Genomic DNA, 6,280 nt, shown 5'->3' on the forward strand with positions numbered 1-6,280 from the left:
TACCTTTATGGCTCTTATCCTTCTTTGAGTGGTAGCGGGAGCGTTTATGCTTTCGATGTTGAGGAAATGATTAAAACTCTGGACAATCCCGGTCAATTCAAAATTGATAGTCTTGACAGGGGTGTTAAGTCTCCTTTCTTCAATGCTACTACGGCGAGGTCTGTGACTGCGGCTGATTTCACAAGGGTTCCTATTGATGATATAAATCCGGCAATTAGTATTGCTGCTGACTATGGGATTCTTCAGGAGAACCGACCTGCTAATCAGTTTACTTATGGGGTGCCGTTGGGTACAAAACGCGCACCAGTCGGTACTGGAGGTAATTTACGGGATTTGAGTTCTGCACCGACTGACTGGCTGAATTTGAAGGGGCCTGGTGCAACTACAAGTGACCTGACTCCTACTTTTCAATGGCAGTTTGCTCCGGGTTGGGAGGATGTGAAAGAGGTTAATCTTTTTGTCAGTACCTTCGATAAAGGGGAGGGTTTGTTGCCAGAGGATAGGTGGGAGGATCTCGCCAATATCCAAAATCCAAACTTCAATAATCTCAGCCCACAGCAGCAGCAAAACTTGCTAGCAAAATGGAACTCCCAGTTCGGCACTTTAGACTATAACCCCAACCGCATCCTGACAGCGACTTGGAAGCCCGGTCAAGGCTGGGTGGGGCTTGGTGGTCTACCCCTTGACCCTTCAAACACCAATACCCAGTTCACGCTGCCCGATAATCGGACTCTGACGGCTGGTCAGACTTATCATTGGGCTGTTGAAGCTTTGAGCAAGGATGGAAAGCGAAATCTTGATGTTGGGCAGTTCAAAACATCGCCACCGCCTGCTCTGGGCGGCAACAGCACTTTCAGCAGCGTCACTGTACTGACCCACGGTTTTAAGCCTCCGGTCATTACCGGACCAGGGATTCCCAGCGAATTCTACAAAATGGCTGACAGCATTGCTACTACTGGGGGTGAAGGATTGCTCATGCGCTACGACTCGCCCACAGGTGACTGGGTTCCGGTCAATAAATATGGGCAAGTCAAGAGTGATTTTTTTAGTAATTCAACTTATTTTCCTAATGGTTTTGACTCTTCAGCTCCCAGTTATCGCACTGCTTTGTCGAGCTATATAGCTCCCTACCTCCAAGCCAACAAACCATTAGTGCTTCTGCCTGACTGGTCTCAAAATAATGAGTCAGCTATTCCCGATTCTGGCTTCACGGAGGGAGCAGCAGATAGTTTCTTTGCTTCGCTAGTGCAGCTAGATCAGTCGCTAGGAGGTGGTGCTAACTTCGACAGCCAAGGGAATTTTGTTCGCTCTCAGGGGGCAATTTTCAATTCGCCACTGCACTTTGTTGGCTTCAGTCGGGGGACTGTGGTCAATAGCGAAATCATTCAGCGTGTAGGGACTTACTTCCCTCTAGCTGGCGGGAAGGAGAATTCTCTGTTTCGCGACCTCCAGATGACTACATTAGATCCTCATGATTTTGACCAACCAAGTTTTTCGGTACAGTTACCATTTCTAGGAGAAGCGGGATTTGCAGATTTCCGCGAACCGAAGGTTCAGGTTTGGAAGAATGTGACTTTTGCGGACAACTACTACCAAACGGTGCCCAGGCTCGACCAAGGCATTCCACAAATTCCTACGCTGACACCTGCGGGTCGAGACATTCCCAATTTGAGCGGGCCCGATGCTCTGCGAACAGAGATTAGAGCAGGTCTCAAATTTCCCAGAAACAGTGCGGGGGAACTTCTAGGGAAGCCTGACGAAACGGTTTTCTTGGGTACTCGACGCAATGCTGATGGTTATGAAAATAGTTTACCTGGGTTTACGAAAGACGATCTCGCTGGGGGAACGCACGGGAGAGTCCTGACGTGGTATGCGGGGACTGCTGACCTAGGACTAACTGAGTATCGCCAAAATTCTTCTAGTACGCAACCTGTTGACCCGATCTCGCGGCGTCGGGGTGATGGGCATTACGAGCAACTATTTGACAGAGACTTTTCTTTCAGTGGAACTCCTCAAGACCCTCGTGTCAACCCCTGGTACACGCCTAAATATAGCGGGCAACCTAACTTTTCTCTGGGTGCTGCTAATGCTCCTAATGAGGGTATTGGTACTGGTTGGTTCTATTCTGTTCTTGGAGGTGGGTTGACTAAAGATCCGAATACGGGTGCGATCGCTAATTTACGACCGACTAATAATGTCGAGCGCGTGCCACTTTCTTTTGACAATACAGCAGAAAGCAGGATGCGGGGAGATTTTGCGATTCCTACTCTTTTTGGTGGCAATTTTGATGCTGTTTTTAATCCGCGTAGTTTGTTCCGAAATGCGATTTCTGATGCGATTCCTGGTTGGTCTTTTCACGGCGGTACGTCAAATATTGCGTCGCCGACAAGTAGGTTAGTTGATTGGAGAGATATTCCCGCACTTAACATACCTCGTAACATCAGGAATCAGAATAGAAACATATCACTAAATTACCTGGAACAGGTGGGCATTACTGAACCTAACTATGCCTTGAAATTAACATCGGGAGATAGCATCACACACAATCGCTTTGTCGTGCCTGACTGGGGAACTTTGCGATTTAATCTTCATGTACCTGAACTCAGCGGCGGGCAGTTAAACGTTTCTATCCAAGGCGATGCACCTGGTTATGAAAATTATCAACCCATAGGTAACATTGACCTAAGAGTAGCCGATGGTCGAGTTAATCCAGGTGATTTAGCAGAAAACGCTTATCCTATAGGCTATGCTGATACTGACACTAACCGCATTGGTTCTGGTAATTTAGGGTTTGAAACTTTCCACGTTGATGTACCTGAAGTGCTGCGAGGCAAGTCAGCTAAGCTTAAGTTTGAGTTGGAAGGGAATGATACAGTTTATCTTGATGATGTTTTCTTTAAGAGCACTCATCTCATGTTTGGTAATCCTACTTTAAACGGACAAGAAGCTAGACCTGATGCTGCGAACAATGCCAACAATTATCTGATTGAAAAGCCACAGTATTCGCTCTCTTATAATGAGAGTAACAAAGGTTCTAATTGGGTGAGTTGGCAGCTCAACAAAACGTGGTTGGGCGATCTTGGAGCACCAAATAATGATAGTCTAGATCCTTACGATTCTTTCCCTTGGAGGTCAGATAGCGCACTTCCCAGTGAATTAGATACAACCGAGGGAGGGGAATACGGACGTAGTGGTTTTGACCGAGGTCACTTGACTGCTAGAGAACAGCGTAACAGAACTCAGAAAGATCAGCTTGCTACCTTCTTGACAACGAACTTACTGCCACAAGAACCAGGGCAGAATCAAAGAGGAGCATGGCGACAGCTAGAAGCCTTTAGTAGGACAATTGTTTTGAATCGTGGTTGGGAATTGTATAACATTGCGGGTGGATATGGATCGTTAAATGGCGAATTGCCATTCGATCACCCCTTCAATAATTTCTTCAATAATCAAAAGTACATTAATGTTCCTGAATTGATGTGGAAAGTGATTGTACCTCTAAAACCTGGACAAGGTATAGCAGATGTAACAGCAAATACACCTGTAATAGCTGTCACGCTACCTAATTTTCCACCTTATCCCGGTACAAACACGCGAATACAGTGGTTTGATATGGAAAACATAACTACTGTTGACAGGATTGAAGAACTTACAGGTCTTGACCTTCTCTCCAACCTCCCAGATGAAATTGAAAATATATTGGAGAGCCGATCCTATATTGGTCCAGTGACAGTTGATGATTTTCCAAATGTAGTTACCTAAGTTTTGGTAGTAGCTAACACTTGGCAATAACTGCTTAACTAGCGAGGGGGAATCAATTCTTCCTCGCTATTTTTAATACAGAAAACTTATTTACTGACAATGGTCATTCCTAATACTGCCATCTGGCATAGTTGTATTACACAAAATTGCGCCCCTAATTCTGTCAATGTTAGCCAGCTCTAAATTGATGAAAGATTCACTTAAGTCTACATTTGTTAGATTAGCTCCCACTAGCAAAGGCTCATAGAATTTGGTATCTCTTAAGCAAGCCCCTGTTAAATTAGCATTGCAAAGAGCGCTGTCTGCGAAATGAGCATTGCTCAAATTAGCACCGCTCAAGTCAATCCCTTCCAACATAGCTTCAACTATACTTGCCCCGCTGAGGTTAGCTCTACTTAAGTTGGCATAGTCTAAGTCGGTACAATCCAAGATTGCCCCACTTAAGTCAGCTCCACTCAGATCGATTCGGCATAATTCGGCATAATATAAATTAGCATTGCTAAGATTGACCCCCGATAGGTCAGCTTCAGCTAGCTTAGCCCCATCAAGTTGAGCATCGCTTAAGTTAGCACCGCTGAGATTAACAAGACTCAGATTTGCTCCAGTCAAGTTAGCACCGCTGAGATTGATACCGCTCAAGTCATTTTGACCTGGTTCTAGGTCTTCGACGTATGTCACGTCAGCAACGTTTAAGTTAGCACGACTTAAATCAACTCCAGGGAAATCCCTCTCTCCCGCAGCGTAGCGCCTATATAGTTCTTCAACGTTCATGTTTTTTCCTCCCTCTATTTAGAATATCAGTTTATACTATCAATATGGCAAGACTTTGCCAATGTCTGATGCTAGTTGTCTGCATTTAATTTGCACTTTTGAATACTGAGGAATTAATTTCAATTAATCTCCCTTAGAAATAACTAAAAAGATGACGAGTCTTAGTGAACTTTACGTGAGAACTACTGGGTTAACTAATCAACTAGAAAGGCTAGTCATTTTTTGAAGCATGAATCCTCCCTCTCCCTTCTCCTCCTTTCTTCGTGGATCGCAACGAGTAATTTAGGTGTCTAAGAACTCATATCCGTAGGGAAAGACATCCATTCTGGCCTTGCTCAAATCAACCCCGGTCAAATTGGCTCCTTCAAGCAAAGGGCTGCCTAATAAAGCATCATCCAGTATAGCTCTGGTCAAATTTGCATTAATAAGGGGAGCTTCGATAAGGTTCGCTCTGCTCAAATCAGCTTCAGTTAAATCTGCTCCCTCCAAAATACAATCAGCTAAATTCGCTTCAGTTAAATCTGCTCTACTCAAATCGGCATTTTCCAAGGTCGCTCCGCTCAAAGCAGCTCTACTTAAATCGGCTCCACTAAGATTGGCTCCTTTGAGTTCAGCACAGACAAAGTTAGCTCCTCTCAAGTTGGCGTTGCTCAAGTTAATTTCGGGAAGGTAGGCGCGGACAAGCTTTACAGCACTCAAATCAACTCCGCTAAAATCTTTTTCTCCAGCAGCGTACCTCTCGAGCAATTCTTTAGCATCCATAACTCTCCTCCTAAATCTCTATTACGATTATAGATCCTATTGTTAGTAGTTCTCCATAGGATAGGTGGCTGGTTTCACGATATGATTCGATTGCAACCGTCATTACAGATACTCCCATCAGGCATAATAGTGCGACAAAAAATAGCCCCTCCTCTCTCAATAAGATTCGGGTTAACAGGCTTAACGGCAGCATATCTTAGGTAGGGATCGAAGATGTACATATCATCAAGATAAGCATCTTTAGCATCTCTAAAATCAGCATCTGCCAAGTTAGTACCATCAAAATCAACTTCATTCATATTGGTATTTCTGAATATACTTCTCGATAGGTTAGCGTAGAGAAGGCGGACATTAGAAAGGCAAGCACCATTAAAAATTGCATCTGTTATATTGGCACACATCAGATTGACTTCACTTAAGTTAGCCTCGATCATATTCACAGCACTCAAGTTGGCATTTTCCAAAACAATATCCCTTAAATCAATACCCTCTAAATTGGCACCGCTCAAATTGATGTGTATCAGCCCACTTTCTTCAATATAAGAATTTCTCAAATTAATACCGCTCAAATTGGCATTACATAGATCAACCCTTCTCAAGTCAACACCTTCAAAATCTCTTTCACCATCAGCATATCTTCTAAGTAATTCTTCAGCCTCCATAACTTTAACCCTTAATTTGTAATCGGTTGATAGTGTTAATAATACCGCTTTCCCAGTCAAGAATCTATTGGAAATACTTGGGATAGCCTTCCTTATTGAATGTCATCAGCTCAACAGACGGCACATCAACAGTAATGATAGCCCCCGGTGCCTTAAAGCAAGACACAGCAGTGAGCATTGCCCCAGTCAACCTTCCAAACTTGTCCCTACCGCTACCACCGGGATTTGAATTTGCAGGAGCCTTCAACTTAAACTTTAGCGATAACTCCCTGAATATACCCGCCCAGTTGGCAATACCAGCACCCGCCGGATTAGCACCTGGA

5 protein-coding genes are annotated in these 6,280 nt (G+C 44.3%); 1 reads left to right on the top strand and 4 read right to left on the bottom strand.

The features are described from left to right. The coding region (locus tag JGK39_RS32160; RefSeq protein ID WP_293298813.1) for a DNA/RNA non-specific endonuclease at positions 1-3,762 on the top strand (3,762 nt) is incomplete at its 5' end. A gap of 90 nt (positions 3,763-3,852) precedes the next feature. Here the strand turns inward: JGK39_RS32160 and JGK39_RS32165 are convergent. The 4 genes from JGK39_RS32165 to JGK39_RS32180 form a co-directional block, all read right to left on the bottom strand. After that, positions 3,853-4,533, bottom strand: a complete 681-nt coding sequence (locus tag JGK39_RS32165; RefSeq protein WP_293277688.1) for a pentapeptide repeat-containing protein — start codon at positions 4,531-4,533, stop codon at positions 3,853-3,855. 282 nt (positions 4,534-4,815) lie between these two features. Further along, on the bottom strand, positions 4,816-5,295 hold the full coding sequence (locus JGK39_RS32170; RefSeq protein WP_293262690.1) for a pentapeptide repeat-containing protein: 480 nt from the start codon (positions 5,293-5,295) through the stop codon (positions 4,816-4,818). Positions 5,296-5,369: 74 nt separating this feature from the next. Beyond that, complete coding sequence (locus JGK39_RS32175) at positions 5,370-5,957, bottom strand: pentapeptide repeat-containing protein (RefSeq protein WP_293298816.1); 588 nt, start codon at positions 5,955-5,957, stop codon at positions 5,370-5,372. Positions 5,958-6,021: 64 nt separating this feature from the next. Further along, positions 6,022-6,280 (bottom strand): hypothetical protein (locus JGK39_RS32180; RefSeq protein ID WP_293298819.1); only part of this gene is annotated, 259 nt, incomplete at its 5' end.

This window comes from Microcoleus sp. PH2017_12_PCY_D_A, assembly GCF_020738565.1.
Taxonomy (GTDB): Bacteria; Cyanobacteriota; Cyanobacteriia; order Cyanobacteriales; family Microcoleaceae; genus Microcoleus.